Raw genomic sequence first — 23,350 nt, 5'->3', positions numbered from 1 at the left:
ATGAGCGAATTTGTTGCCCGTACCCAGCCGTTCAAAGTGGTTCTGGGAATTCTGATCGCGCTGGGCTTTGTGGCCATCGGCGTGATGATGGCGGGCATTCTGGACCAGCCCGCCACACCGCCGCCCGGCAATGCCACCGACCTGACGATCTATCCCCTACCCGCCTCGACGTCTCGCTATCCCGATTGGTTGATTGTGCCGATGGGTTGGGCCTGCATCATCCTTTTCGGCGGGATGGCTATCATCGGGGCCATCCGCCTGACCAATCCTGCGGACCATCTGCGGATCAACCGTATGGGGATCACAGTCCCGTCCTATAGCGAGCACCCGATTGCATGGGCGCAGATTGCCGCCATCACCACATGGTCCCATCGCGGACAAAAGTCGCTGATCATCAAGCTGCATGACCCATCGCGTTTTGAACGCAAGTCATGGCGACGCTCTATCGACAGCCTGAACCGGAGCCTGACCGGTGGCGATATCGGCCTGTCGCTGACCGGAACGGACCGCACCCTCAAACAGGCACTGGACGCCATCGAGGCCTTCCGCCCTAAACCCTGATCCGTCTATTTCGGCACAGGCGTTGTGCGAACACGCGGCCCCGCCAATGCCGCCTGCATCAGTTTCTGGAACTCGGGACATTCGACGTGGCTGGGCGCAGGACATTGTGCGGCATGGCGCAATCCGTCCCGCATGGCACTCAAGCGGCGAATAGACATGTCCAGCTCATCGGCCTTGGCGTGCAATTGCGTGCGGTCAATCATGGCCTGTCCTGTCGCATCGAACATGCCCGCAATTTCGTTCAGCGAGAAACCAGCCTGTCGTGCCAGAGCGATCAGTGCGAGCTTCTGCATGACCGCATCATCAAAAATACGCCGCAAGCCATGCCGCCCGGCCGAAGCGATCAGGCCTTTTTCCTCGTAATACCGCAGTGTGGATGCAGGCAGTCCAGAGCGGCGCGATAGTTCGGCAATGTCCATTTTTCACGCTTGACCTCAAGTTCACTTGAACTGGTAGCACCGGCTCTACTTCATTGCGACCAATGGAAAATTTTATGAAGCCTGCTATCGAATTCCTGACATACACATTCGCCATCGGGCTTATAGCCACAGCCTTTATGGACCTGTGGGCGTTGGTCCGAAAACGGCTCTTCAACATCCCGTCGCTTGATTTTGCTCTTGTTGGCCGATGGCTGGGCCATATGCGCAACGGCCATTTCATCCATGCCTCCATAGGCCGAGCGGCCCCTGTTCGCGGCGAGGCCCTGATCGGCTGGATGGCCCATTATGGTATCGGGATTATATTTGCCGTGGTGTTCACATCCCTAACCGGCGAGAACTGGCGACTGGCCCCGACGATCTGGCCCGCCATACTCTTTGGCGCTGCAACCGTGGCGGCCCCCTATTTTATCCTTCAGCCCGCCATGGGGGCCGGAGTAGCAGCCCGCAAAACACCGGACCCCAACGTCGCGCGTTGGCGCAGTCTGGTTTCCCATCTGGCATTTGGCGTCGGTCTCTATTTTGCAGGACTGCTAATGCGCGTCATCATGGCCTAGTCATCCGCACGGCGCGCGGCCTGTTTACGTACCGGCCTTGCCGCGTGTCCGGCATGGATGGCACTGGCACGTTTCTCGACCTCGTCCAGAATGGCGGCCAGTTCGTGATCGGTCAGATGCTCGATGCCGATAAAGCCCGCATCGGCATGGCGCACCGCAAAGATCAACTCGTCCAACTTGGCATGCATGGCCGCTGCGTCGCGGTTCTGGGAATTCTGGATCAAGAACACCATCAGGAAGGTGATGATGGTCGTGCCTGTATTGATGACCAGTTGCCACGTCTGGCTGAAATGGAACATCGGGCCGGTTACGGCCCACACCGACACCAGCAACAGACAGAGAATAAAGGTCCACGGCCTTCCGGCCAGACGGGCAGTTGCGGTCGCAAATGCGCTGAACAGCTTTTCCATAAGCGCTGAACGAGCGCATTTGGCGACGGTTCCTGATTGTCAGAAAGGTGGAGGGTTCGCGAACCCAACTCTCGCCCTATAGCCGACGTCAATTAGGTCCTGATCGAAATCGGATTTTGTACGCTCCCCAAACGCGGGCCCAGGGAAAACATATTTGCATTTGATCAGAGTACTAAGCCGCCTCTTCTGCCTCATCCAACCGATGCTGTCGCGCCATATAGATAGCCCCGCGAACACCGCCGATTGCCATCACTGCAGCAAAGAACGCCAAGCCCATGCTTATCTTGTCTGCCACTTGGGTCACCAAATTATGTGTGAACCCAATCGCTATCCAACACAGACAAAAAACAGGCAGCCACACAGGCTTGCTCAGCTGTGAGAGCCGATACATCGCAATCGCGATAATAGATAAAGCCACACCCAAAATGACTTGTGGCTCGTTAATCCATCGCGCGTCAGAGCCTAGCTGCACAGCATGCGCATGATGGAACACCGCCGCGACCACATGGGCCAAGGCTACCAACAGCCAAGCACCGCCTCCCCTGTCCCACAGTTGGCGCGCCTTCCAATCGGCATCGATGCGACGGAACGACAGCGCCGCAAAGTCGCCCCTCGCCTGTGACGGCGTTTTGTAGACCGGTCGGCGGTCCCATATCGGTGGCTCTGCCACGTTCCCCCCAATAAAAACGGGGCCGAAGCCTTAAGCTCCTGCCCCGTGATTTCAGGCCTTACTGGCCGCTGACATCGGCGCGGGTGCCGATGGTGCGGTCGAGGAAGTCCAGATAGGTGCGCCACTGGTGCAGTTGGCGGTCATTGCCGCGAATGCCGTGACGCTGGCCCGGATAGAGCATGGTCTCGAACGGGATGCTCTTTTCCTGAAGCGCGTTGAGGACGCGGGTGGTGTTCTCGAAGATCACGTTGTCGTCTGCCATGCCGTGCATCAGCAGCAAACGACCCGTCAGATTATCGAGGCGCGTGTTCACGTCCGATGCGGCATAGCCCGCCACATTGCCCTGCGGCGTGGACATGTAACGCTCGGTATAGGCTGTGTCGTACAGGCCCCACTCGGTCGGCGGTGCGCCCGAGATCGCGGCGGCCAGACCCATTTCCGGCTCGGTCAGCGCCATCAGGCTCATAAAGCCGCCATAGGACCAGCCCATCATGGCGATACGGCTGTCATCCACATAAGGCAGGCTACGCAGATAGTTGGCCCCGATCACCTGATCGGCGATCTCGGGCTGGCCCATCTTAAGGTACAGCGCCTGTTTGAAGGCGGCCGAACGGTCGCCTTCGCCACGGTTGTCCAGACGGAAGACGATATAGCCCGCCTCGGTCAGCAGTTGCGTGGTCGCCGGTTGCCATGCCTTTTTGACGCCACCGCCCGACGGGCCGCCATAGACCTGCATCACCACCGGATAGGTCTTGGTCGGGTCAAAGTTCGGCGGGGTGGTCATCTGCCACAGCAGCGTCTCGCCCGCGCTGTCCAGCGTGCCGAAGGTCGGCTTTTGCTGACGCTCGGCAAACGCCCAGAACGGGTGACCCGGTTGCAGCTTGTTCTCTTCGATCCAGCGCACGCGGGTGCCGTCGATAGAATAGAGCGCCGACTGCGACGGAGTGTTCAGGTCGGTATAGTTGCCGACATAGGCCGTGCCCGTGCCGTTAACCGATGCCGACCACCAACCACCGCGCGGGGTGATTTCGGTCGGGTTCACGGTGCGCTTCAGCGACGCCTTGAACAGTTGTTGCTCAATCGGCAGTTCACGGCCATCGCGCATGGAGGCGGTAAAGAAGACCTCGCCCGTATCCTGATTGACGCCGTCCAGCGATTTGACCGGATAGTCACCGCGCGTAATGGCGCGGATCTGGCGACCGTCCTTGTTGTACAGATACAGGTGGTTCCAGCCGCTTTCCTCGCTGGACCAGATGAAGTTGCCGTCCTTCAAGGCCTTGAAGTTGTGGGTCAACGGCACCCACGCATTCGAGGTCTGGCTGGCGATCACACGGCTCTGGCCAGTGGCCGGATTAACGCTGAGGAGGTCTAGCGTCTTTTGATCGCGCGACAGGCGCTGAACATAGGCGACCGAGCCATCCGAGGCCCAGTTCACACGGCCCAGATAGATGTCTTTATTGGTGCCCAGATCGACCTGAACGCGGTTGCCGGTCGCCACATCGTGGATGAACAGTTCAACCACAGCATTGGGGCGGCCCGCACGCGGATAGCGTTGCTCGACAACCGAGGCACCACCGCCCGAAATATCCAGACGCGGCACGACATCGACAGTCGATTCATCGGTGCGTTGCAGCGCGATGTATTTCTCGTTCGGGCTCCACCAGTAACCGGTATCGCGGTCCAGCTCTTCCTGAGCGATGAACTCGGCGGTGGCCCAGGTAATCAGGTCTTTGCCATCAAGCGTGACAGCCTGTTCGGCACCCGTTTCAAGGTTCTGGATGAACAGGTTCTGGTCACGCACGAAGCTGACGAATGCGCCCTTGGGCGACACCTTGGCGTCAATTTCATCAGCGGCCGTTTGCGTCAGGCGACGCACCGATCCATCGGCACGGTTGGCCAGAAACACATCGCCTTCCAGCGGGGCCAGAATATAACGGCCCTGCTCGTCCCAGCTATATTCCACCACGCCGCGCTGCGAAATGCGCATACGTTCGCGGCGGGCCTTTTCGGCCTCGGACAGCTCACCCGCATCCGGCACAAGAGCGCGGGCGTCGATCAGCTTGAACGGCTCGCCACCCGATACGGGTGCGGCCCACAGGTCCAGCACATCCACGTCATCCTCGCGCGAGCGCAGGAAGGCCACCAGTTCGCCATCGGGCGACAGGCTGACACCGCGCGCCACAGGGCCGGACAGCGACGGATTGGCGAACACACGCTCGACCGTCAGGATGTTGGAAGCCGGAGCCGTAACGGCCGCCGGAGCGGAATTGGTCTGATTGGTGCTCGTGGCCATCACCGGCGTTGCAGCGGCTGCCATCAGGATCGTCGAGGCGAGAAGAAATGTGCGCATGCGGCAAGCTAGAACGGGAAGGCTTTGCCGTCACCTCCCATTTTGTCTTTCCCGACACTGGAAAAACAACACCATTTAAGACTCGTAAAAACGCACAAAAACAGTAATAATAAAATAACTACATACATCAATAAGTACAAATTGAATGAATAGCTATCCCTTGATGATTATACTTGATTAAAGTCTTCAGAATACTTCTGAGATCATTATATAGCTGTATTCAAATTGACTCAAAATTTTTACCGATCATCACATCGCACAAAAAAGTTATGTCACTATTTTTATAAATAGCCTATGGTTCCGCTTGGTTCATTCGGAACATATCTGGCGTCATCTCAAAAAACGCCTTCGCAGCGCTCGTCCCCGACGGGCGCTTTGCACGTTGCAGAGTCGACCGCACCCTCTTGCCGCCATGCGCGGTGACGTCTTGGCGTGCGGCGCTGCGCCCTTGTTATCCGATCAGGGCCCGGCACCACGAAAGGAGCGCAAACAAGCGTGGATGATTTACAGTTAAACGGTCTGGGCGGTCCGCTGACGCTCGCCTTATTGGCCGTGTTTTTTGGCGGGACGTTACTGATATCCCTCACGATCCGACACCGTAAGGATGATGCCGACGGTTATATGACCGCAGGTCACGGTATCGGTTTCGGGATATCCGCAGCGTCCATGACGGCCACCTGGATCTGGGCCGCGTCAATGTATGCATCGGCAACCTCCGGCTATACCTACGGCGTTTCCGGCCCCATCCACTACGGCTTGTGGGGCGCGCTGATGATCCTGTTCATCTATCCCTATGGCCGTCGTATCCGCGCGCTTGCGCCCAATGCCCACACCTTGGCCGAGGTCATGTATGCCCGCCATGGACGCTCCAGCCAGTTGATGCTGGCAGGGTCCAATATTCTGGGCAGCCTGATCAGCCTGACCTCCAACTTCATCGCTGGCGGCGCACTGATCTCCATGTTGTCGCCCTTCAGCTTCAGTCAGGGCGTGGCCATCATAGCCGCCGGTGTGCTGCTCTATACCCTATGGTCCGGTTTCCGCGCCTCGGTGCTGACAGACTTCGTACAGGTCTGCGCCATGCTGGGTGCCGTTGTGGTCATCATTCCCGCCGTATTCTTCGCCGTCGGTGGCCCGCAGGTGTTTGTCGAAGGCAGCAGCCATGTCACCCCCGAACAGGCTTCGTTCTTCTCGTCCGAAGCGTTTCTGAATCAGGGCGCGCCCTATATTGCCGCCGTTCTGGCCTATGCGATTGGCAACCAGACCATTGCCCAGCGCCTGTTTGCGGTGCGCGAAGACCTGATCAAGAAAACCTTCGTCACCGCCACTATCGGCTACGGTGCCACCATTATCGGCATAGGCATGTTGGGCGTCGTGGCCCTTTATGCCGGCATCAAGCCGATGGATGGGGATCCCAATAACCTGATCCCGCAACTGGCCGCGACCTATCTCGGCCCTGTGCTGCTGGCCGTGTTCTTTGTGATGATTATCGGTGCGCTGGCCTCGACAGCCGATTCCGATCTGTCAGCCCTGTCCGCCATTGCCATGACCGACGTCTATGGCCGCTCGGGATTGCCCACCAACCCCAAGACCATGCTGATGATCGGTCGCGCCACCATGATTGTGGCGACCGCTGCGGGCCTGTATTTCGCAGGGGGCCGAATGAACATTCTGGACCTTCTGGTCCTTGTCGGGGCCCTGTGGGGTGCCTTGGTCTTCCCCGTCATCGCCAGCTTCTATTGGGACCGCGTGACCAACTCGGCCTTTACCGTCTCGGTTCTGACGGCACTGGCCTGCTTTGTTCCGGTGCGTTTCGGCTGGATTCCGATGGATGGCCTGCTCGGCTATGTGTCGGATGTTCTAGCTGTCATCGGCGTGGGTACCGTGGCGGGCCTGATGATCTTCGGCTTCTTCGGACGCCGCCCCGCCATCGTGGCCGGCATCATTGCCAGCCTCGTTACCGCGCCCTTCGCCATTGGCTTCCTGCATGACTACGCCGTGCTGAGCAGCGCGCTGATCGCCTATGCCGTTAGCACACTGGTCTGCGTCGCCTTGAGCCTGCGTAACAAAGGTCGCTTTGACTTCGCACTCATCAAGGCCCGCACCGATGATTTCGGGCCTGCTGAAAAACGACCTGCCGAATAACCTAAGGAGATTACCACCATGGGCACTTTTGGACTCACCACCTATGTTCTTATCTGGCCAGCTCTGGTCGCCATTGTTCTGGCGGTACTGGTCAAAGCCTTCTTCGCTGACTGGCTTACCGCCCGTCGAGAAGGCCGCCGGATGATCTAACCGGCTCATATTCAAGAAAACGGCCCGCCACGGATTATCGTGGCGGGCCGTTTTCTTTGCCGCCCCTGCAAAACTTCGCCTGACTGGCGCATCAGGCACAGCTTCTTGGCAGAGAATGACGCAACGGGCTTTCGCTTGGCGTTTTGACCCCCTAGTTAGAGGCCATGACCGACGCCTCCCCAGATCAAACCGCGCAAAAAACTGCTGCGGCCAAACCCAGCCCCTTCCATGAACTGGAAGTGCTGTGGGTTCGCCACTGGACCGACCAGTTGTTCAGCTTTGGTGTGAAACGCCCCGAGGACTTCCGTTTCCGTTCGGGCGAGTTCGTCATGATCGGCCTGCCGGGCGAAGACGGCGCAAAGCCGGTCTTGCGTGCCTATTCGATCGCCAGCCCGTTCTGGGCCGAGGAACTGGAGTTCTTCTCGATCAAGGTGCCGGATGGTCCGCTGACCTCGCGCCTGCAAAAGATCGTTGCGGGTGACACCGTTCTGATGGGCAAGAAGCCGACCGGCACGCTGGTTCTGGATGCCCTGACGGGTGGCGAGCGCCTCTGGCTGATTGGCACCGGCACCGGCCTTGCGCCGTGGCTGTCGGTCGCGCGTGAGCCGGAAACCTATTCGCGCTTTAAAGAAGTGATCGTCTGCCACACCGTGCGCAATGTGCAGGATCTGGCCTATCGCGACTTCTTCACCAAGGGCATCCACGAGGACCCGCTGATCGGTGACGAGGCCAAGGCGCAACTGAAATACTATCCCACCGTCACCCGCGAGCGTTTCGAAACGCCAGGCCGGATTACCGACCGCATCAAGTCGGGCGACCTGTTCGCCGACCTGCAACTGCCCATCGGTTTCTCGCCCAATACCGACCGCGTGATGCTGTGTGGCTCGATGGCCATGATCAAGGAAACGGCTGAACTGCTGGAATCCTATGGCATGAAGGAAGGCTCGAACGCCGAGCCGGGTGACTATGTTCTGGAGCGTGCCTTTGTCGGCTGATGTGATTTCCCCTGCCAGCGTGGCTATCGATGCGCGTCCTGCGCCCGAGGCTTGCGAAACCATGCTCGACGTCCGCAAGGGCGTGGATGCACTGGACCGCGCTCTGGTGACACTGCTGGCCGAGCGCCAGCGCTATATGCATGCCGCTGCCCGCATCAAGCCTAACCGCGAGGCCGTGTTCGATCAGGCGCGTATCGATGATGTGGTGGCCAAGGTGCTGGTCGCTGCCGAGCCTGCGGGTCTGTCGGCCGATATTGCCGAGCCGGTCTGGCGCCTGCTGATCGACCGCTGCATCGCGCACGAGTTTTCCGTATGGGACAAGACGCGCGTCTGATCCAATAGATCAGCGGATATGAAAAAAGGCGGGCCATAGCGGCCCGCCTTTTTGTTTTGTCATCGAGGCCTGTTAGCCCTTCAGTCCTTTGAGCATCAGCTCGTGGCGATAGGCCGCCACATCCGCCAAAGCCCTGTCCAGCGCATCGCGCACACGAAGCAACGCCCCCTCAGACACCGCTTCGTCCGCCTCTTCGGCCTCGGCACAGGTAGCGGCCAGTTCGCTCGCCCCTATGCCACCGGCCGCACCGCGCAGGGTGTGCGCGGCGTCGCGCCAACCGGATTCGGTCGTGGTCAGCATCGGCGACCAGATACCGGCCTGCTGCACGAACAGGCCCAGTATCTCTTCACTGATATCATCCATGCCTGCGGTGGCGGCCTCGAGGACCGAGAAATCCACCGCTCCGGTCAGGTCGCGACGCGCCATCAGGCTGCCTCTTCCTCGCCCTTGGCCAGACGCGAGTTACGCGACGACCAGACCAGATAGATCACCAGACCCAGCACATTCCACAGCAGGAAATAAAGCTGGGTCGATGCTTTCAGGCTGAAGAAGAAGACGATGCAACCAATGATGGCAACGCCACCGACCAACCACCACAGCGGAGCCTTGAACTTGCGTTCGCGGTTCGGCTGGCGCACGCGCAGCACGATCAGGCTGATACCCACGGCCATAAAGGCCATCAGCGTACCGGCATTGGCCAGCGAGGCCAGCTCGTCCAGACGCATGATACCGGCCAGGAAGGCCACTACGATGGCGGTAAAGATGGTCACCACGGTCGGCACACCACGCGTCGAAATCTTGGCCAGACGGTTGGGCAACAGACCGTCACGCGCCATGCCAAGGAAGATACGCGACTGGCCGAACAGGAAGGCCAGAAGCACGGTCGGCAGGGCAATCACGGCAGCGGCTGCGATCCATTGTGCAGCAGCGCCCTGTCCCAGACCACGCATGATCAGCGACAGAGGCTCGGGGCTGTCCGAGAAGCTGGACACCGGCGCGGCACCGATCGCAGCGGCAGCAACGACGATATAAAGCACGGTGCAGACCACCATCGAACCGATGATGCCGATGGCCAGATCACGTTCCGGCTTCTTGGTTTCCTCGGCCGCCGTCGCAATGGCGTCGAAGCCATAGAAGGCGAAGAAGATAATGGCCGCCGCCGCCATAACGCCCGTCTGGACGAAGGGCGCACCGAAACCGTACGGCATAAAGGGTTTGAAGTTGGCAGAATCAAAGTGCGGCAGCGCAATGGCCACAAACACGACCAGAGCCGCGATCTTCACCAGAACCAGAATCGCGTTCAGCGTGGCACTTTCCTTAGTGCCCATCAGCAGCAGGCCGGTCACCACAGCAATGATGAAGACGGCAGGCAGGTTGATCAGGCCACCCTCGACGTGCGGGCCGACGGTCAGGGCCAGCGGCAGATCAATGCCCAGGCCTGCAAGGAACGGAATCGCATAGCCGGACCAGCCTACGGCCACAGCCGAGACAACCAGCGAATATTCCAGAATCAAACTCCACCCCACGACCCAGGCAAAGATCTCGCCCAGCGACGCATAGGTGTAGGTATAGGCACTGCCCGAGGCAGGCATGATAGTCGACAGCTCGGCATAGGCCAGCGCCGCACAGGCACAGACCAGACCTGCAAGGCCAAAGCTGATCAATACAGCCGGTCCCGCCAGCCCTGCGCCGACACCGATCAGGGTCAGGATGCCGGTACCGACAATGGCCCCGACGCCCAGCGCCATAAGGTGTGGCCAGCTCAGCGTCTTCTTAAGCGCCGGTCCAGATTGCGGTGCCAGCATGGCATCGATTGAACGGCGTCTGTTCCAAAAAGCCATACGTCCCTCCCTAAACTACATTATTGTCCGAATGACATTCGGTATCATTATATTCATCGAAGAAAAAACGCTTTTGCGAAATTAAACACTTGCACCCTTCGGAGGTCGTGCGTATTAACCCGCCCTCGCCGCAACGCTACGAAGTGCGCGAGACACCGGAGCCCAACCAAAGGCTCATACGACGGTACGGGTGATTAGCTCAGTTGGTAGAGCAGCTGACTCTTAATCAGCGGGTCCACGGTTCGAGCCCGTGATCACCCACCATCGTTTCCTCATATAATCAAAAGCATACCTACCCCTGCGGGGCGCAATTGGCGCACCTTTGGGCAAGATGGGTGAATTTACCCACGCATGGCCTGTGGTCTAATCCAGCGCCAAATCCATAATATCGGCAGCCTTGTTTTGCGCGTGTCGGGCACGGATTCGTATCGCGCTGTTCATGGCCCCCAACAGTTGTGCCAGCACGATTGGCTTGGCGACATAGCCATCAGCTCCAGCCTCGATGGCACGCTTGCGATCCTCGGCATCATCATTGGCGGAACAGACCACAATCGCGGCGGGTGATGCCCCCGTTTCCTGTTCCGACATACGGATACGGCGCACCGCCTCCAGACCGTCCATAACCGGCATCTGCACATCCATCAGAATCACATCGAAGGTCCTGTTGGCTGTCGCTTCGACGGCTTCCAGCCCGTTCGTCGCATAGTCCAGACGGTATTCGTCACCGCTCAGCAGAATCCCGATGATGTTGCGGTTGACCAGATTGTCATCGACAATCAGCACCCGCAGCATTTTCGTATCGCTGGACCGTTCCGCGCCACAATCCTCGTCATGGCCGGATTGCGCCACAGTCCGCTCATAGGTTTCGGGCAGTGGCAGGCTGAACCAGAACTGCGCGCCCTCGCCCGGCTTGCTGGCCGCATTCAGCCGCCCGCCCATCATCTTCACCAGATTGCTGCTGATCGACAGACCAAGGCCTGTGCCGCCAAACCTGTTCGAGATCGTACCGTCCGCCTGACGATAGCGCTCGAAGATATGGCCATCGCTGCCTTCGTCAAAACCGATGCCCGTATCGGTCACAACAAACAGGCACTGCCCGTCCGGCATTTTGACAACGCTCAGCAGGATGCGGCCCTCGGGCGTGAATTTCAGGGCATTGCTGATCAGATTGTTCAGCACTTCGCCCAGGCGCACCGCATCGCCACACACCCAGTGGCTGCACCCCAGATCGGTTTGCAGCGACAGTTTCAGATCACGCGCTTCGGCCTTTGAGCGCCACAGGGCCGCAACATCGCGAACCAGTTGTGCCAGATCGAATGGCCGGGCCTCGATGGTCAGTTCGCCCGCTTCCATCTTGGCATTGTCGAGAACGTCGGACAAAAGCCGGTTCAGCATCTCGCTGGAGGTCGCGATCAGTCGCACCTTCTCGGCGACATCGCGCGGCAGGTTCTCTTTGCGCAGCGCATCGGCCATGGCCACCACACCATTCAGCGGCGTGCGGATTTCATGGCTGACATCGGCAAAGAACTGGCTCCGTCGTGCATTCTCCTCGCGCTCGCGGGCATGGGCTTTTTGCAGCGCCTTCGACATGCGGCGCTGGCGCAGCAGCAACAGGATCAGGCCCGCAATCAGAACGGTCACCGCCCCCATCAACCACCACAGGGTCGCAATGGTTCGCGCGCGTAATTCGTTTTGATGATGTGCCTGTTGAAGCTGTTCGTCGATATCGACGACCACCTCTTCCATCACATTCGCAGACCGCTGAGTCGCCCTGCGATACTGGCTGAGGTGATAATCCCTCAGTGCCTTGATGCCGCGCCGGTAATCTCCCGCCGCGATCATCACCTCGGCCTCGGCACGATGGACAGGCGCAGTAAACTTCATCTGGCCCGCATCAATGCGGCGGCGGATTTCACGAATATCCTTCTGGGCCAGTGCCAGTTGGCCGGTACGCGCATAACCCACGGCACGGCGGGGCAGGATGGACTGCGCCATGACCACAGGCACATCCAGCGCGGGCCTGAAGGGTTCGTAGCACGCCAGAACCGCAGGCCAGTCGTCGCGTGTCACCGCCACATAGCCGCACAAACTGCCCGCCATCGCCCGACGCATCGGCGTGTCCGTGCGCTCGGCCAGTGCCTGATAAATCCGCATGGCCTGATAGGCTTCGTCGTAGCGCCCGACATAGGCCAGTGCCAGCGACAGATTATTGACCGCCTCATAATCCGGCCACGGATAGCCGCTGCTCGCCATGGCGCGTTCGGCGCGCCTCATCGCCTTCAGATAACCGGCCACATCAAATAACTGGCTGTGGGCCAGTCCCACATGGCTCAGCAACTGCACCTCGATGCCCCGATCGCCGTGCCGGTCAACCGGCAGATCACGATAGACATCGCGCAAAAGCGCCATCGCAGCCGGGGCCTGCTTGTTGTCGATCAGAAGGCGCGCTTTGAGGATTTTCGCGCGATGCCCCGCGACCGTGCCCCCGTATCGATCAATCAGAGCGTCCACATCGGCCATAGAGACCGACTTGTCGCGCTGATGGCGGATGGTCACATCATTGATTTCGACCAGCCCCAGATAGACATTATCGTGACCTTGCGTCGCCAACTGGCGCAGACGCGCATTCCACAGGCTGGCGGCCTCGTACTCGCCCTGCTCGCTCATCATCACCGTCAGGTGCTGAAGCCGCCCCATATTGTCCGGTGTGGCGCGCGACATGGCCGCAAGGCCGTATTGTTCCAGCGCCGCAAAGTCAGTGGCCATCGCCCGCTGTTTGACAGCCAAGGCGTAATCCAGCGCAGACGAGTCCTTGCCCCGAATGGCCGCAGGCCCACTCATCGGCCCGCTCATAGACATGATATCGCCGACGGCACCTGAAGCATTCTGGGGCGCAGCTACCAGAAGCATCGCCGTAGACAGACAGGCTACACGGCTGAAGACATCGGCGCGAAACATGGAACCTACGGCTTAAACTTGCGGCTAAGTGTGCGATCCCGCAGATAAGGTCAACGTCCGGCCAAAATTTGACGTGCCTGCCCCAGTCGCTTGGCAGCCTCGGCCAATACCGTCTCGGGCTTGGCAAAACACAGGCGAACAATATTGCCCTGACCCGCATCGCTTACAAAGGCCGACACCGGAATCGCGGCAACGCCGAACTCTCGAACAATGGCTTCACAAAAATCCGTATCGCCCATGGCAATGCCCGACCCCGCCAGATCGACATTCAGGAAATAGGTGCCGCGGCTGTCCAGACAGACATAGCCCTGCGCCACCAAGGCCTGTCGCAGATAGTCACAGCGCTCTGCCATGCCCTGCGCCATTTGTGCATACCACGCCCCGTCCCATGCCAGACCCTCGGCCACGGCGGTCTGTAACAGGGGTGGTGTGGCAAAGGTCAGGAACTGATGCGCCCTCGCGACCGGATCAAGCAGGTCCGGTTCGGCACACACAAAGCCGACCTTCCAGCCTGTCAGGCCAAACATCTTGCCCGCCGAACCGATTTTAATGGTGCGCTCGCGCATACCCTCGATCGTAGCCAGCGGAATATGCGCCCTGTCGGTCAGGCGGACATGCTCCCAAACCTCGTCGCTGATCACGACCAGATCATGCGCCGCACAGGCCTTGGCCAACGCAGCCAGTTCGTCGGCCCCGAACATCTTGGCGGCGGGGTTCATCGGGTTATTAAACAGCACTGCCCGTGTTTTCGGGCCGATGGCCTGATCCAGCATCTGCGCCGTGATCTGCCAGTGCGGCGGCTCCAGCCGGATCGGTTTCACAATGCCGCCTGCCCGCTCGATCAGCGGACGATAGGCATCATAGGCAGGCTCGAAAACAATCACCTCGTCGCCGGAACGGACCCACGCCATAACAGCCGCCGCGATGGCTTCGGTAGCGCCCGAAGTAATAATGACCTGATCCGTCGTCAGGGCCGTGCCCTGCAACCGGTTATAATGCTCGGCCACCGCCTGTCGCAGTTCGGGCAGGCCGCGCGAAGGCGCATACTGGTTCCAGCCGTGGACAGCGGCCTGTGCGGCCCGTTCCCTCAAGGCCAGCGGGCCGGGGTCTTCGGGAAAGCCCTGCCCCAGATTGATCGCCCCGTATTCCCGCGCCAGACCCGACATCTTTTCAAAGATGGTGACGGGTGCCTCTGCAAATACGGAATGGGGCGTCATCATCAAGCGGCCGGAAATGCCCCGCGACGCAGCCAGTTCGTGAACAGGCGGAACAACAGGCTGCCCTCGCGCGTATGGATAACGCGACGCGCGTGACGGCCCTTACCCTTGAAAACCTGTAGCGGCACGATGCGCTCCTCCCCTCGAATCAATCAGCCCATGCTGGACCTTTGATCTGAGAATAGGAAGAACATGGTTAATCGGTTTTAAACATTCCACAAACGCGCTCGGATCGCTTTGATCTAGGTTAAGGCGTTGTTGACCCTAAGCTTTAAAAGAGCGCTAAGCGTGTCTGATCGCCTCAGATTAACCGCTGCTGGCTAGAACAGACACAACGATTGCATGACGAGAAGCGTCATTAAGAGGTCTGTAACCATGAAGAGATTCGCTTTAGCCGCCGTATCGATGGCTGTGGCCCTCATGGCCATGCCAGCCACTGTTCAAGCCAAGGACACCGCCAACGGCACCTTCCGTGTCCGCGCGCATGTTCCGGTATCCTGCTGGGTGCGCCCTGACCGCACAGTGACCGCAGAAGAAGGCGCAACCGGCGCTGTCATCGAGGCCTGCAACAATCCGGGCGGCTATACCGTCAGCGCCCAGTATCGTCAGCTTGGCACCGGTGAAAGCGCCCGCATGATCTATAATGATCAGGCCGTCGAGCTTTCCTCCAGCGGCCAACAGGTTCTGCGCCAGTCGAACATGGCCACCATCCGCACGGTTTCCTACCAGTTCCAGAACGTAAATCTGGAACAGCCGCTGATTCTGGCCCTGACGATCCAGCCGATCTGATCAACGATCAAACCTAAAAAAGAACGCCCCGCCTTTTTAGAGACGGGGCGTTTTTGTTTGCCGCAACCGCTTTAGATCGCCGTCACGGTAAAGCGGAGAATATCCCGATAGCGACCCGCACGTTTGCCACCGATATCGCGCACATCGATACGCAGCGGATAATCATCCACGCGGGCACGGGCTTCACGGCTGGTCATGATGTGCGGGCTGCCCAGATTGATTTCGGTCCCGCCCAGACGCAGACCATAGGGAATGGCCCAGCCCGGTTGCTCGTGCAGCAACAGACCACGGTTCTCGGACGTGACGGTCACCTGATAACCACTGCTGGATCGCACATAGACCTTGGCATTTAGAGGCACCACGCCGTTCTGGGTCAGATCGCCCAGATTCAGCGTCGGCGTTCCATTTACGCGAGTGAACTCCCCCGCCAGACCGATCATCAGCGACGGCGTGACCTCGAACACCAGCGTCACATCGGTTGCCGCATGGATTTCACCATTGGGCATACGGAACTGCACCGTCACCGTCTGGGTATAGCGACCGGCTGCAATGTCCGCAGGCGGTGTAACCGCAAAAGTAATACGGCCGGTTGCGGTGCTTCCTGCACGCACAAGCGTGGTGCGACCAACCAGATTTTCCGAAGATCCGGGCGTCAGGTTATTGCGGTTCGTTTCATCGCGCAGACTGAAAGGCACGGTCTGGGCGCTGGTGCGACTTTCCAGCACGCGCTTGTTGCCTATGGAGGTCACTTCCAGACGACCAACGCAGGGCGTCCTGCCCGCATTCGAAAACTGGATTTCAAACGGCAACGACAACTGGTTATCGCCGAACGGATCATGACGGATCACCCATTGCGACTGGGTGGTCATGGTCAGATCGCATTTGTCTTGTGCCAGAGCTTGCGGAGCCCACAGAGCCAGACCTGCCACAACAGCAAGGGCCGCGATTATCTTTCGGCGTAAAGCGGAGCGGATCATTGTGACGGACCCTCCTGTCATTGCTCGGTAATGATGATGGGCAAGGAAACTGTCTGGAGATCCAGCAGCCCCTCGTTGTCTTCCGGCACCTTGAACTGGAAGCCCTGTGCCGAAGAGGTGAACAGCTCCACCCGATAGGTATGACCCGGCTTCAGTTTCTGGATCGCAAAACGGCCCACCGAGTTGGTAAAGAAGATTTCAGGCTCGGTATCCGGTTCATCAACCGAGAAGATACGGCCCGACATCAGGCTGGCGGGAATATTGCCCTGCCCCACCAGTCGGCCCATGGCCGAGACAAAGGCATCACTGCCGGCCACGATGACATAGCCGCTGCGATAGGCCGGACGAACCCGCTTGATGCCGTCGCCAATGTCATAGCCCGCTGGAACATCGATCACGTCATAACGGATCGACTGGTTCACATAGGAGCTCAGATTATTGGCCAGTGCCGGACCCAGAGCGCCGCTACGCGAATTATAGCGGCCGCCTTCCAGGCTATCGCCGACAATCGCATCGCGTCCATCCAGCGATTCATGCGTATCGACGATGGCAAAGCTGTCATAGATACGGCGACCAATCGCGAACTTGCCGCCCGTAAAGGCCAGTGACGAGCCGACACTCAGCGACGTAACCTGCTGATCGGTTACACGGTTGAAGTCCTGACCGAAGGAGGAATGGGTCAAGGCACCATCGAAGCGGTTGCCGACATAATCCACCTGAGCCGACAGGCTTGCAGGGCCGTCATCATAGGTCGAGGCCAGAGAATAGCCCAAGGCCCCTGCACGGTTTTCGCCAGATTGCTGGAACCGCACCGAACCGGAATTGCGGGCCGAATTATAACGCGCCTCGCCACGCCGGTCGAAACGCGGTGTCCAGATCAGGGCGAAGGTAACGCCGAAGCCCTCGGAATTACTGGCGAACGGCAGGCCATAATCGGCATATTCCACGCCCACCTGCACACCCCAGGCCGGTGTGAAATTATAGGTGCTGTAGGCGTTGACGTTATATGAGTCGTCAAAGCTGGCATTGCGACCAATGCGATAGGCCGCACTCAGCGAGCCCATCCAGTATTGGCTGAAACGTCGGGTATAGGCCCCTTGCATCGACCATTCGGTCGCGTTCTGGGCCGTTGGATTGCCGATCGAGGAAAAATCTTCGGACGTATATTCCAGTGCCACGGCCCATGAATCGTACACATCGCCACGATCCACAAAATGGTCAAAACCGAGCGCGGCCATAAAGCCCTGCCCCGCATCGGCATTGGTGCTGAGCGCCCCGTCCAGACGCAGGCGGCTGCCATTCTTGAGAATGAACTGGGTTTGCCCCGTCAGGGTCTGGATGTCTTCACTGGCCTGAAGCCCGAGCCCCAGAGCCGGACGGTTCTCGAACGCCTTGCGCCAATAACCGCTGAACGCCAGTTGGCCGTCATCATAGTTGGGCGTCCCGAATGTACCGCTGCTGGTCATGCCCAGAAACGCGCCATACTCGTAATCGCCCGGATCCAGATCAATGGCGTCCAGATAGGCGCTGTAGTTCAGGGTTTCGGTACGGCCCAACTGGTCACGGATTTCCAACTGGATATCGTTGGAACCGGTTTCCAGCGGCAGGTTGGACAGGTCGTACTGACCCGCATCCAACTGGAACTCGCGCACGAACACACCATTGCGCATGACCCGAACCGTCGAGCCTTCTTGCAGGACAACCTGACGGTTGCCGGACAGCACACTGTTGCGGAAGCTCTCGAAACGCTGGCGCTGTCGGGCTACACCCACACCACCCATCTGCACATAGCTTTGACGGCCACGGATTTCCGTATCCAGATCACCCGCCCACCAGCGGCGAAAATTCTCGGGATCGTCGTAAACCAGACGGGCATAGCGACGGTTGAATTCATAGTCGCCCGTCCCGAAAGTCTCCTGCCCCTGATAGTCGGCCTCAAGCACCACACCGCCCAATCGCACAGCACCGTTCAGGTACACGCTGGGCGTCTGAATATCGCTGACATTATGACGTTTCGAAACACCGAGGCTGGTATTCAGATAGGCCGAAAAGCTTTCCGGTGCCGCCGCATGCTCTTCAGGCTTGCCTTCCTGAAACAGGTTTTCGATGGCCCGTTTGGATGGATCAATCCGCAACACCATCACGGCCAATTGCGCCGGATCGTATTCCAGACGGATGCCGCTGTTAGCGATGTCTTCGGGGCTAAAGCTTTCGCCGTCACCCAGAATGGCTGCGATCTCGGCCTGAGCTTCTTCCGTCAGCAACGGGTTGATTAGACGCTTGAAACCTGACGAATAGACGATGAAACGATCGTCTTTCGTCAGCAGAACATCCATCTCACCCAGAACGCGACGGTTGAAATTCAACGGCACAGTCATGCCAATGTCGCGGTTATAAGGGTTGATGTTCGGACGCGCCGGAGCTTCCTGTTCCGCTGTCTCCGCTGTTACGGCTTCTTGGGCCGCAGCCGGAAACGCAATCGCCAGCAGCACAGCCGCCGAAGCCGCCATACGCAGACGCGCTGGTGTGGCTATACTGCTCATCGCGTGAACCGCACCTTGATCGGCTTGGTGCCATCCAGTTGCGTCTCGGTCGGCAGTTGGAAGGTGCGCTCGCCACCCAGCGGTTGCAGATAACCCACGCCAACACTCTGCGAGATTTCATCACCGGTATACTGGCGCATGAAGGGCTGACCGGCCGTATCGGTGGCTTCGACGACCCAGTTCGCACCGCTCATCAAGGCATAACGGCGCCCTGTATTGCGCACCTTGACCTCGATACCGTGGGTCAGAGGCGCAGCCTCCGCCGTTCCCAGTTCCGGATCAATCTCGGGGGCCATCGGGGCCACCATCGCAGGCGTCGCCGCCACAAGTTGCACGTTCGGCTCGGCCCCCGGAGGTGCCACAACGATCAAGGCCTTCATCGTATAAAGAACCTGGATCGAAGCCGTGCCGCCAGTGTCAGAATCCGGAGCCTCGGTCTGAACCGGCAACTGACGAACCCACAGATAATAGGCTTGCGAAGCCGGCAGCTCCTGAGCGCCAACCCATTGCACACGCACGACCTGGCGCCCCCCGACGGGCACCAATCCTTGCGGCGGGAAAATCAGAAAATCTTCGTCCGCAGGCGTTTCGACCATATTGCCCGCAGCATCCACTTCCATGCGGGTCAGCAGGGTTTCAAACGGCAGGGCAGCACTGCCCACATTTCCCACTTCGATACGCGCGGTCGATCCGGCCCCCGAAGTCGTCAGTTCCGAAACCATCGGAGACACGCGCATGGCCCACGCCACAGCGGTCACACTCGCAACGCCGATTACCACTGCGGCAAGGCCCACAGCAAAACGGTTCAAATATTGAATGGCAAACGGCATTTTTGGTTAGTCCCCGGTCCCTCTGGTGCCTCGTCCGTTTCATTTCAGATCAAGCGGCACCCAACAGAACAACAATCTGCAAACGATACGCCAAAGCTTGCCAGTCGCGCGAATTATATGCGCAGACCAGAAAGACGCGCCCCGCCGAAACGGGGCGCGCAGTACGCTTAATATTTTAAATCAGAACGCTTGGATCTGAACGGCGACGGTACCTTCGTAGTTACCGGCCAGCAGAGCCTTCGAAGCGACCGGGATGTTCACGGCCAGCGAGAACGGCGACTTCCATGCACCGTGGTTGGCCACGTTGCTCAGTGCGGTCGAGGACACGCTCAGGGTTTGTTGGCTGCCGTTGGCGACCGAGTTGTGCGCAGCAGCGGTGTATTTGGCCTCAACCGAGAACGGCAGGTTGGCCTGGAACACGTTGCTGTCATAGCCGGCGGTGTTGCCCGAGTTGATCAGGCCGTTGGCGCTGTTCTTGGTGATGGTCACCGAGTTCGCCGTGTTGCAGCCTGCCAGGTTGGTGTAGACGGTCACGTTCGCCGGAGCGACCATGTCAAACGCAGCAGCCGGACCGGTATTGTCCGAGGCGTAGATGCCCAGAGTGCCGAAATCGAGCGTCTGGTTGGTGCTCGAACCCGAATAGAACGAGCAATCCTTGGTGACATTGCCCTTCAGGGTGAAGGTCGCGCCGTCATTGCCCGCAGCCGTGCCGTTGTTCAGGCTGTATTGGAACAATGCAGCCCAAGCTCCGAACGCGACAGAGTCGTCTTGAGATGTCGTCCAAGGTTGCGAACCAGACGAGCTATTTTCGCCCGTCAGATGCCATGTGCCGGATTGGGCATTCGCCACGCCAGAAAATGAAACCACGGCAACGGCGGATAGCAAAGCAATACGCTTCATGTCTTATCTCTCGATTGGAGAGCCGGATATCGAAGCGCTTTGCCTCAAATCGCCAGCCATAGGTGATTGAAAGAGACGGGTGGCAAACCTAAAGCCTGCCACCCGCTTAAGCATTACTCGGATCAGAACGCCTGGATCTGGACGGCGACGGTACCTTCGTAGTTACCGGCCAGCAGAGCCTTCGAAGCGACCGGAATGCTCACGGCCAGCGAGAACGGCGACTTCCATGCACCGTGGTTGGCCACGTTGCTCAGTGCGGTCGAGGACACGCTCAGGGTTTGTTGGCTGCCGTTGGCGACCGAGTTGTGTGCAGCGGCGGTGTATTTGGCTTCAACCGAGAACGGCAGGTTGGCTTGGAACACGTTGCTGTCATAACCACCGGTGTTGCCCGCGTTGATCAGGCCGTCGGCGCTGTTCTTGGTGATGGTCACCGAGTTCGCCGTGTTGCAGCCTGCCAGGTTGGTATAGACGGTCACGTTCGCCGGAGCGACCATGTCAAACGCAGCAGCCGGACCGGTATTGTCCGAGGCGTAGATGCCCAGAGTGCCGAAATCGAGCGTCTGGTTGGTGCTCGAACCCGAATAGAACGAGCAATCCTTGGTGACATTGCCCTTCAGCGTGAAGGTCGCGCCGTCATTGCCTGCAGCCGTGCCGTTGTTGCCTTCGGCCGAACCGATGGCCAGCCAAACCGACTGGTTGTTGATCTTGGCAAAATTCACATCATCGGCTGACGTCAGCGTGTGACCTTGTGCAGCCTTCAGGAAGCCCGTCTGGTTGTACGTGCCAACGATCTGGCCCGAACCGCCGTTTACATACTGGCCGCGGTTCATCATGTTCTGGGCCGAAGCCGAGGTTGCCATGACGCTGAGGGCAGCAACGCCTGCAAGAAGTGCGAAACGCTTCATTTTGGTAGTCTCCGGTGCGCGGAAGCCGGTTCTACCGGCCCCATTTGGGGCTGTTACCGCCCGATTTCAATCAGAAAACGGGTGACGGAGCCTTACTCCGTCACCCGTACTTAAGCTTGCTTAGAAAGCTTGGATCTGGACGGCGACGGTACCTTCGTAGTTACCGGCCAGCAGAGCCTTCGAAGCGACCGGAATGTTCACGGCCAGCGAGAACGGCGACTTCCATGCACCGTGGTTGGCCACGTTGCTCAGTGCGGTCGAGGACACGCTCAGGGTTTGTTGGCTGCCGTTGGCGACCGAGTTGTGCGCAGCGGCGGTGTATTTGGCTTCAACCGAGAACGGCAGGTTGGCCTGGAACACGTTGCTGTCATAACCGCCGGTGTTGCCCGCGTTGATCAGGCCGTCAGCGCTGTTCTTGGTGATGGTCACCGAGTTCGCCGTGTTGCAGCCTGCCAGGTTGGTATAGACGGTCACGTTCGCCGGAGCGACCATGTCAAACGCAGCAGCCGGACCGGTATTGTCCGAGGCGTAGATGCCCAGAGTGCCGAAATCGAGCGTCTGGTTGGTGCTCGAACCCGAATAGAACGAGCAATCCTTGGTGACATTGCCCTTCAGGGTGAAGGTCGCGCCGTCATTGCCTGCAGCCGTGCCGTTGTTGCCAACCGAAGCACCAACCGAGTGCCATGCCGACCACGGCGAACCAGCGGTTTGCGCGTCGATCAGGTTGGCACCGGCGAACGGAGGCGAGTCAACGTGGGTTTGGAACAGGTGCGAGAACCACTCACCTTGGTTGATGGAACCAGCAGCTGCCGGCGAAGCGATCAGAGCAGCGACAGCAGCCGCAGAAAGAAGAGCCGAAACTTTCATCGTATTTTCCTATCGAATCATTTGAACAGTTTTCACAATTGAAAACAAACTAAACTCAACAAAATCAAACTACATTTAGATTTCTCGAACAAAAGGCAATTCACCAGATAGTTGAGAAATCCAATACTTATTCACAAATCTACATTCTTGGCGTAATCGTCAGAACTATAGATTCCGAATACTCTCCCGCCAGAAGACCCGCGCCCTCGGGGGCTCGTGTCTCGAAGCGCAAAATCGCTCCGCCCTTCGCGATGGCATCCGCGCTACTCAGCGTGACGCCCGACAGAAGTTGGCGGCTTTCATACCGGCCCGACATCAGACCTTCGACCGGTGCCAGAACCGGCACATCAATCCCGAGCCCGTAACCCAGGCGTCCCGAGAACGGTCCCTCGCCAGTCGGCTTGGACTTGTGGGTTAACCCCCCATTGGCGGCACGAATATTCAGGTCAAACGGGACGTTGCATTCCAGTCCCACATGCGCGACAGCGCTCAGACCACCCGTCAACTCGCCAAAATCGATATCCGCGCCACGTCCTAGCTCGCAGCGCGAAGGGATGCGCGCTTCTAGCGCCACATCAAATCCCGTCGGGCTTTCGATGGCATTGGCACCGATCGGCATGGTGGGCAGATTGGGATCCGGCCCGATAACAGGCGATCCCGAGGTGTGGGCCTGGGCCATATTAGCCGCCAGCAGAATGGCGACCGCGCTCACGGCACCCACAGCGATCTTTGCACCGTAGGTGACAATATTGGCGCGATGACGGCGCTGTTGCCCCAGAAATTCGATCAAAGGTCCCGCTCCCCATGCCGCAAAGTGCGACACCGCCCGAACCCCCTCGGCTCGAACTAGGGTCAACCTTCCAAAACCCGTGCCATCCTGTTTTGAAACAACATGACATCGAATGGGTCAATTTCAG

General features: G+C 59.0%; 23 protein-coding genes and 1 tRNA gene. 8 read left to right on the top strand and 16 right to left on the bottom strand.

Features of this window, described 5'->3' with window-relative positions; all coding sequences use genetic code 11:
- Nucleotides 1-561 carry an STM3941 family protein gene (locus FHS64_RS06315; protein ID WP_167176926.1) on the top strand — a complete coding sequence of 187 codons (561 nt, stop codon included), beginning with the start codon at nt 1-3 and terminating at the stop codon, nt 559-561.
- A 5-nt stretch (nt 562-566) separates the two neighbouring features.
- On the opposite strand, the gene FHS64_RS06310 is transcribed toward FHS64_RS06315, so the two are convergent.
- Nucleotides 567-980: a helix-turn-helix domain-containing protein gene (locus tag FHS64_RS06310; protein WP_167176925.1), complete on the bottom strand. Its 414-nt coding sequence runs from the start codon at nt 978-980 to the stop codon at nt 567-569.
- Nucleotides 981-1,054: 74 nt separating this feature from the next.
- Between FHS64_RS06310 and FHS64_RS06305 the strand changes: the two genes are divergently transcribed.
- A complete protein-coding gene (locus FHS64_RS06305; protein WP_167176924.1) occupies nt 1,055-1,555 on the top strand; it encodes a DUF2938 domain-containing protein in 501 nt (166 codons plus the stop codon).
- Here the strand turns inward: FHS64_RS06305 and FHS64_RS06300 are convergent.
- The 3 genes from FHS64_RS06300 to FHS64_RS06290 all read right to left on the bottom strand — a co-directional run bounded on the left by FHS64_RS06300 (nt 1,552) and on the right by FHS64_RS06290 (nt 4,985).
- The gene (locus tag FHS64_RS06300) at nt 1,552-1,965 is read right to left on the bottom strand and encodes a low affinity iron permease family protein (protein ID WP_167176923.1); all 414 of its coding nucleotides are present in this window, start codon (nt 1,963-1,965) and stop codon (nt 1,552-1,554) included. The genes FHS64_RS06305 and FHS64_RS06300 overlap by 4 nt on opposite strands.
- Before the next feature lie 172 nt (nt 1,966-2,137).
- Nucleotides 2,138-2,635, bottom strand: coding sequence for a hypothetical protein (locus tag FHS64_RS06295; protein WP_167176922.1), 498 nt, complete (start codon nt 2,633-2,635; stop codon nt 2,138-2,140).
- 58 nt (nt 2,636-2,693) lie between these two features.
- Nucleotides 2,694-4,985, bottom strand: coding sequence for a S9 family peptidase (locus FHS64_RS06290; RefSeq protein WP_167176921.1), 2,292 nt, complete (start codon nt 4,983-4,985; stop codon nt 2,694-2,696).
- A gap of 621 nt (nt 4,986-5,606) precedes the next feature.
- Here FHS64_RS06290 and FHS64_RS06285 point away from each other — a divergent pair.
- From FHS64_RS06285 to FHS64_RS06275, 4 genes are all read left to right on the top strand, one after another.
- Complete coding sequence (locus FHS64_RS06285) at nt 5,607-7,127, top strand: sodium:solute symporter family transporter (RefSeq protein WP_243862831.1); 1,521 nt, start codon at nt 5,607-5,609, stop codon at nt 7,125-7,127.
- 18 nt (nt 7,128-7,145) lie between these two features.
- Entirely contained in the window at nt 7,146-7,277 is a 132-nt protein-coding gene (locus FHS64_RS14240; RefSeq protein ID WP_243862826.1) for a putative transporter small subunit, read from the top strand.
- Nucleotides 7,278-7,441: 164 nt separating this feature from the next.
- Nucleotides 7,442-8,272: a ferredoxin--NADP reductase gene (locus FHS64_RS06280; protein ID WP_167176919.1), complete on the top strand. Its 831-nt coding sequence runs from the start codon at nt 7,442-7,444 to the stop codon at nt 8,270-8,272.
- Nucleotides 8,244-8,606 (top strand): chorismate mutase, encoded by a 363-nt coding sequence (locus FHS64_RS06275; protein ID WP_167176918.1) that lies wholly within the window; start codon nt 8,244-8,246, stop codon nt 8,604-8,606. The genes FHS64_RS06280 and FHS64_RS06275 overlap by 29 nt, the downstream gene beginning before the upstream one ends.
- 72 nt (nt 8,607-8,678) lie before the next feature.
- Here FHS64_RS06275 and FHS64_RS06270 read toward each other — a convergent pair whose 3' ends face one another.
- Both FHS64_RS06270 and FHS64_RS06265 read right to left on the bottom strand, forming a co-directional pair.
- The gene (locus tag FHS64_RS06270) at nt 8,679-9,032 is read right to left on the bottom strand and encodes an Hpt domain-containing protein (protein WP_167176917.1); all 354 of its coding nucleotides are present in this window, start codon (nt 9,030-9,032) and stop codon (nt 8,679-8,681) included.
- A complete protein-coding gene (locus tag FHS64_RS06265; protein WP_167176915.1) occupies nt 9,032-10,447 on the bottom strand; it encodes an amino acid permease in 1,416 nt (471 codons plus the stop codon). The genes FHS64_RS06270 and FHS64_RS06265 overlap by 1 nt, the downstream gene beginning before the upstream one ends.
- A gap of 188 nt (nt 10,448-10,635) precedes the next feature.
- Between FHS64_RS06265 and FHS64_RS06260 the strand changes: the two genes are divergently transcribed.
- Nucleotides 10,636-10,711 (top strand) — tRNA-Lys (locus FHS64_RS06260).
- Nucleotides 10,712-10,810: 99 nt separating this feature from the next.
- Here the strand turns inward: FHS64_RS06260 and FHS64_RS06255 are convergent.
- From FHS64_RS06255 to FHS64_RS14320, 3 genes are read right to left on the bottom strand one after another with little or no spacing between them, the layout of a single operon-like run.
- Complete coding sequence (locus FHS64_RS06255) at nt 10,811-13,405, bottom strand: hybrid sensor histidine kinase/response regulator (RefSeq protein ID WP_167176913.1); 2,595 nt, start codon at nt 13,403-13,405, stop codon at nt 10,811-10,813.
- Nucleotides 13,406-13,455: 50 nt separating this feature from the next.
- The gene (locus FHS64_RS06250) at nt 13,456-14,625 is read right to left on the bottom strand and encodes an aminotransferase (protein ID WP_167176911.1); all 1,170 of its coding nucleotides are present in this window, start codon (nt 14,623-14,625) and stop codon (nt 13,456-13,458) included.
- Nucleotides 14,625-14,750, bottom strand: a complete 126-nt coding sequence (locus FHS64_RS14320; RefSeq protein ID WP_279588491.1) for a hypothetical protein — start codon at nt 14,748-14,750, stop codon at nt 14,625-14,627. Before FHS64_RS14320 ends, FHS64_RS06250 begins: the two co-directional genes overlap by 1 nt.
- Nucleotides 14,751-14,997: 247 nt before the next feature.
- Here FHS64_RS14320 and FHS64_RS06245 point away from each other — a divergent pair, with 247 nt between their 5' ends.
- Nucleotides 14,998-15,411, top strand: coding sequence for a hypothetical protein (locus FHS64_RS06245; RefSeq protein WP_167176909.1), 414 nt, complete (start codon nt 14,998-15,000; stop codon nt 15,409-15,411).
- A 71-nt stretch (nt 15,412-15,482) separates the two neighbouring features.
- Here FHS64_RS06245 and FHS64_RS06240 read toward each other — a convergent pair whose 3' ends face one another.
- From FHS64_RS06240 to FHS64_RS06210, 7 genes are all read right to left on the bottom strand, one after another.
- Nucleotides 15,483-16,388 carry a COG1470 family protein gene (locus FHS64_RS06240; RefSeq protein WP_167176907.1) on the bottom strand — a complete coding sequence of 302 codons (906 nt, stop codon included), beginning with the start codon at nt 16,386-16,388 and terminating at the stop codon, nt 15,483-15,485.
- Between the two features lie 17 nt (nt 16,389-16,405).
- On the bottom strand, nt 16,406-18,931 hold the full coding sequence (locus FHS64_RS06235) for a fimbria/pilus outer membrane usher protein (protein WP_167176905.1): 2,526 nt from the start codon (nt 18,929-18,931) through the stop codon (nt 16,406-16,408).
- Nucleotides 18,928-19,761: a fimbrial biogenesis chaperone gene (locus FHS64_RS06230; protein WP_167176903.1), complete on the bottom strand. Its 834-nt coding sequence runs from the start codon at nt 19,759-19,761 to the stop codon at nt 18,928-18,930. The genes FHS64_RS06235 and FHS64_RS06230 overlap by 4 nt, the downstream gene beginning before the upstream one ends.
- Before the next feature lie 180 nt (nt 19,762-19,941).
- Nucleotides 19,942-20,661 (bottom strand): hypothetical protein, encoded by a 720-nt coding sequence (locus FHS64_RS06225; protein WP_167176901.1) that lies wholly within the window; start codon nt 20,659-20,661, stop codon nt 19,942-19,944.
- A 122-nt stretch (nt 20,662-20,783) separates the two neighbouring features.
- The gene (locus FHS64_RS06220; RefSeq protein WP_167176899.1) at nt 20,784-21,566 is read right to left on the bottom strand and encodes a hypothetical protein; all 783 of its coding nucleotides are present in this window, start codon (nt 21,564-21,566) and stop codon (nt 20,784-20,786) included.
- 120 nt (nt 21,567-21,686) lie between these two features.
- Nucleotides 21,687-22,433 carry a hypothetical protein gene (locus FHS64_RS06215; protein WP_167176897.1) on the bottom strand — a complete coding sequence of 249 codons (747 nt, stop codon included), beginning with the start codon at nt 22,431-22,433 and terminating at the stop codon, nt 21,687-21,689.
- 139 nt (nt 22,434-22,572) lie between these two features.
- On the bottom strand, nt 22,573-23,223 hold the full coding sequence (locus FHS64_RS06210; RefSeq protein ID WP_167176886.1) for a hypothetical protein: 651 nt from the start codon (nt 23,221-23,223) through the stop codon (nt 22,573-22,575).
- Between the last annotated feature and the right edge of the window lie 127 nt (nt 23,224-23,350).

Origin of the sequence: Brevundimonas terrae (genome assembly GCF_011761985.1) — a bacterium.
GTDB lineage: Bacteria > Pseudomonadota > Alphaproteobacteria > Caulobacterales > Caulobacteraceae > Brevundimonas > Brevundimonas terrae.
The sequence above is the reverse complement of the archived record's forward strand: the minus strand, read 5'-3'. Positions and strand labels throughout refer to the sequence as shown.

Coding starts and splice junctions, on each gene's coding strand:
- FHS64_RS06315 (WP_167176926.1), top strand. CDS start 1: ATGAGCGAATTTGTTGCCCGTACCCAGCCGTTCAAAGTGGTTCTGGGA.
- FHS64_RS06310 (WP_167176925.1), bottom strand. CDS start 980: ATGGACATTGCCGAACTATCGCGCCGCTCTGGACTGCCTGCATCCACA.
- FHS64_RS06305 (WP_167176924.1), top strand. CDS start 1,055: ATGAAGCCTGCTATCGAATTCCTGACATACACATTCGCCATCGGGCTT.
- FHS64_RS06300 (WP_167176923.1), bottom strand. CDS start 1,965: ATGGAAAAGCTGTTCAGCGCATTTGCGACCGCAACTGCCCGTCTGGCC.
- FHS64_RS06290 (WP_167176921.1), bottom strand. CDS start 4,985: ATGCGCACATTTCTTCTCGCCTCGACGATCCTGATGGCAGCCGCTGCA.
- FHS64_RS06285 (WP_243862831.1), top strand. CDS start 5,607: ATGACCGCAGGTCACGGTATCGGTTTCGGGATATCCGCAGCGTCCATG.
- FHS64_RS14240 (WP_243862826.1), top strand. CDS start 7,146: ATGGGCACTTTTGGACTCACCACCTATGTTCTTATCTGGCCAGCTCTG.
- FHS64_RS06280 (WP_167176919.1), top strand. CDS start 7,442: ATGACCGACGCCTCCCCAGATCAAACCGCGCAAAAAACTGCTGCGGCC.
- FHS64_RS06275 (WP_167176918.1), top strand. CDS start 8,244: ATGTTCTGGAGCGTGCCTTTGTCGGCTGATGTGATTTCCCCTGCCAGC.
- FHS64_RS06270 (WP_167176917.1), bottom strand. CDS start 9,032: ATGGCGCGTCGCGACCTGACCGGAGCGGTGGATTTCTCGGTCCTCGAG.
- FHS64_RS06265 (WP_167176915.1), bottom strand. CDS start 10,447: ATGGCTTTTTGGAACAGACGCCGTTCAATCGATGCCATGCTGGCACCG.
- FHS64_RS06255 (WP_167176913.1), bottom strand. CDS start 13,405: ATGTTTCGCGCCGATGTCTTCAGCCGTGTAGCCTGTCTGTCTACGGCG.
- FHS64_RS06250 (WP_167176911.1), bottom strand. CDS start 14,625: ATGATGACGCCCCATTCCGTATTTGCAGAGGCACCCGTCACCATCTTT.
- FHS64_RS06245 (WP_167176909.1), top strand. CDS start 14,998: ATGAAGAGATTCGCTTTAGCCGCCGTATCGATGGCTGTGGCCCTCATG.
- FHS64_RS06240 (WP_167176907.1), bottom strand. CDS start 16,388: ATGATCCGCTCCGCTTTACGCCGAAAGATAATCGCGGCCCTTGCTGTT.
- FHS64_RS06235 (WP_167176905.1), bottom strand. CDS start 18,931: ATGAGCAGTATAGCCACACCAGCGCGTCTGCGTATGGCGGCTTCGGCG.
- FHS64_RS06230 (WP_167176903.1), bottom strand. CDS start 19,761: ATGCCGTTTGCCATTCAATATTTGAACCGTTTTGCTGTGGGCCTTGCC.
- FHS64_RS06225 (WP_167176901.1), bottom strand. CDS start 20,661: ATGAAGCGTATTGCTTTGCTATCCGCCGTTGCCGTGGTTTCATTTTCT.
- FHS64_RS06220 (WP_167176899.1), bottom strand. CDS start 21,566: ATGAAGCGTTTCGCACTTCTTGCAGGCGTTGCTGCCCTCAGCGTCATG.
- FHS64_RS06215 (WP_167176897.1), bottom strand. CDS start 22,433: ATGAAAGTTTCGGCTCTTCTTTCTGCGGCTGCTGTCGCTGCTCTGATC.